This window comes from Microcystis sp. M015S2, from assembly GCF_020245945.1.
GTDB lineage: Bacteria > Cyanobacteriota > Cyanobacteriia > Cyanobacteriales > Microcystaceae > Microcystis.
Genome location: NZ_JADBTX010000128.1, coordinates 1 through 2824 on the forward strand (window position 1 = coordinate 1; position 2824 = coordinate 2824).

At 34.3% G+C, this 2824-nt stretch carries 3 protein-coding genes; 1 reads left to right on the forward strand and 2 read right to left on the reverse strand.

All coding sequences use genetic code 11. The annotated features are described in order from the left end of the window. Positions 1-152: 152 nt before the first annotated feature. Positions 153-296, forward strand: coding sequence for a hypothetical protein (locus IM473_RS20860; RefSeq protein WP_287690552.1), 144 nt, complete (start codon positions 153-155; stop codon positions 294-296). 80 nt (positions 297-376) lie between these two features. Here IM473_RS20860 and IM473_RS20865 read toward each other — a convergent pair whose 3' ends face one another. Further along, on the reverse strand, positions 377-757 hold the full coding sequence (locus tag IM473_RS20865; protein ID WP_287657537.1) for a hypothetical protein: 381 nt from the start codon (positions 755-757) through the stop codon (positions 377-379). Positions 758-778: 21 nt separating this feature from the next. Further along, complete coding sequence (locus IM473_RS20870; protein WP_287657538.1) at positions 779-2443, reverse strand: pentapeptide repeat-containing protein; 1665 nt, start codon at positions 2441-2443, stop codon at positions 779-781. Positions 2444-2824 lie beyond the last annotated feature (381 nt).

A 2824-nucleotide genomic window follows, 5' to 3' on the forward strand; every position in this document is an offset into this window, starting at 1 on the left:
GGGCTACATCAAATGTTCCAAAAAAATATAGAAGAGCTAATGCAAATTAGCCGCTATCGGTTGAAGGATTACATCAAAGGACAAAGAGCGATATCGCTTGCCCTATCTACCTTCTAGCTCGCTTGTCCCCCTCTCAGGTATCCGAGCGTCAAGTGAGACGCATTGAACAGGGAGAAGGAACAAAGGTAGAAACCCTTAATTTATTTCCCCAAGCTCACAACATGGAACTTAATGATTATCTTAATGCTGTTGCTCAGTTAATCGATAATACTTCAGTAGATTTGCTCCAGTCTTAGAGCTTATTTATCAAGTAAACATCAAAATAAATGTAGGGCAATCGAGGAATAATCGCCCTAGTTTTTCTGACAAGAACTTCTCATCTTCCGCAGTCATAATAGTTTATGCCATTTATTGCCGTTCTATAGTTACTCCAATTGGGACGACACCAATCGTTAAGAGGGACGACAAATGACCCTCTTTTATATTCATCCTCTATTATTGGTAGGGCGTTATTAGCATCTTGCTTGGTTGGGAATAGGATGACACTCACATAAAAGTTGCTACGTCTAAATAGCTTATTTTTGTTTATATATTGTGGCAATCGTCTTGGTAGTTGTTCTATTTCCCATTGTGCTTCTTGAATGCCTCGATCCGAACCATAAACAACCCCATAGGATACAGGTTGCGAAGATACTTGGCCAGCAAGACCAATACTTAATATTAAAGTAGCTAGAATTAAACGCTCTCGATTCTTCATACTATTAAATCCTTTTCAAATTTATTTGGGCATTTGGGGCTTGAGTGAATTGTCAATTTTCTTGAGAAGTTCACATTCTTGAGAAGTTTTAGCTTCTAAAATATTTTTTTTATCTATTAGTTTTTGTAAAAAGTTTGGTGTCAGCAGCTTGGTATCAGGCTTGGTATTATTAAATGTGACACTTTTAGTAAAACAGGCATTGTCAAAATTAGTTTTATCAGAAATTTTTATATTTTCGAGCTTGATATTATCAAATATAGTTTCTGATAAATTGACACCAGTGAAATCTACATCGGTAATTTGACCATTGATGAATCTTGAACTTTTCATTGTAGAACCAGCAAAATTCACATTTTGTAAAGTTGCATTCTCTAAATTAGAACCCATTAGATCTGATTTGAATAAATTTACTTTACTCAAATTAGCTCTTTCCATATTAGCATTATTAATTTTTATTCCATTTATTATCCGATCCTTATTTTTCATGTCAATAATACTATACAAGTCAACATTCTTTAAGACTATCTCTTTTAGATTTGCTCCATTTAATTTAATTTCTGGCAGAGAAGACGGATTATCATTTTTAACTTCTGGCAGAGAGGACTGATTATCGTTATTAGCGGTAATTAATTGAGATTCAGCTAAATAAATGATAACTTTTCCTTTACGTTCACCATCCAATTGTTCTAAAACAGAGAAAGTTAAAGCTTTAGCAGTCGATCTAAATTCTGTCAGTAACCTTTCCTCTGAATTTGATTCTTTAGAACCGGGTGTTTGTTTGCTTTTTTTTGTCTCTACAATTAAATCTTGCATTTTGGAAAAATAATCCGTCAGAATCTCCTGATGTTTCTGCTCTTGTGCAATTTGATAATCTCTAAAGTCGGCTGCAGAATTCAGATAGAAAGCACCCAGGGCTAACATTAAGGGTATTATCAATAATTGTAGCCAATCCCAAAAACTTTTTTTCTGAAAGCCCGACCATTTAAAATTTGATATAATTACAAAAACCCTCCAAAGCAAGAAAGATATGATAAAAATTAACAAGAAAAACAATATTTTTGATATATTTTCAACTAGATTATCTATATTTTTAAGCCAAGGTATTGAACCAATTAAATTTTTTATCAAATCAAATAAAGGAGGAGTTAAAATTGCAGCAAATAAAACAAAAATAAACAAAAACATATAAGCCCAAACTTGAGGATTCTTAAGAAAATATTTACTAGGCTTCAGTTTCGGACAACTTTGCTTTAAATAATCCTCATAACTTAGGTCGGGGGGAATTGGTTTTGTATCTCTAGAATATTCATAATCTGGATTGCCTGTCAATATCTGGAAAGCCAATCCCTTACCTGTAATTGTTTTCTGAGATGAGTTTTCTGGTAAATCATCTAACCATCTCAAAGCATATTTAAGTCGTTCTATAACTTCGTCGCTTTCAAAGGGTGATTTAACATCAGGAAGAATTCTCAGGTCAAAATCACGAATATCGTGGCGTTTTAGGAGTTGCAGTTCTTGTTTTTCTAGAGTTCCTAAACTAAAGAAATGCGTGTCCGATAATCCAATTCCATAATGCCACGTTTGATATTTTTCTCGCCATTCGACCGGCTTGCCATAATATGCGCTTTCTGCCCGCACATTTTCTTCAATGCCGATAATCAAAGAAGCCACATCTGAAGTTATCATTACTATAACCCCCTGTTATTTATGTTTTTCTATAAAAAGTTAGAGAGAGTTTGAATATCCGTGAGGACTAGCACTATGTACCTATTCCTCAGAATAGCAAAAAGTCCTTAACTAGAGATATTTACTTAATATAATGTTACTTTTCTCGTCGTTAGAAATTTACTGTTTATCTGATGAGTTTGTTTCTGGATTAAATCAGGTTTATCGCCCAGTTCGGTTGATATTTTTTAAGGATGAACTTGCTGAGAGGGGGACAAGCGAGCTAGAAGGTAGATAGGGCAAGCGATATCGCTCTTTGTCCTTTGATGTAATCCTTCAACCGATAGCGGCTAATTTGCATTAGCTCTTCTATATTTTTTTGGAACATTTGATGTAGCCCGA

Excerpts from the sequence above, each read along its gene's own strand:
- IM473_RS20865 (WP_287657537.1), bottom strand. The coding sequence starts at position 757 with ATGAAGAATCGAGAGCGTTTAATTCTAGCTACTTTAATATTAAGTATT.
- IM473_RS20870 (WP_287657538.1), bottom strand. The coding sequence starts at position 2,443 with ATGATAACTTCAGATGTGGCTTCTTTGATTATCGGCATTGAAGAAAAT.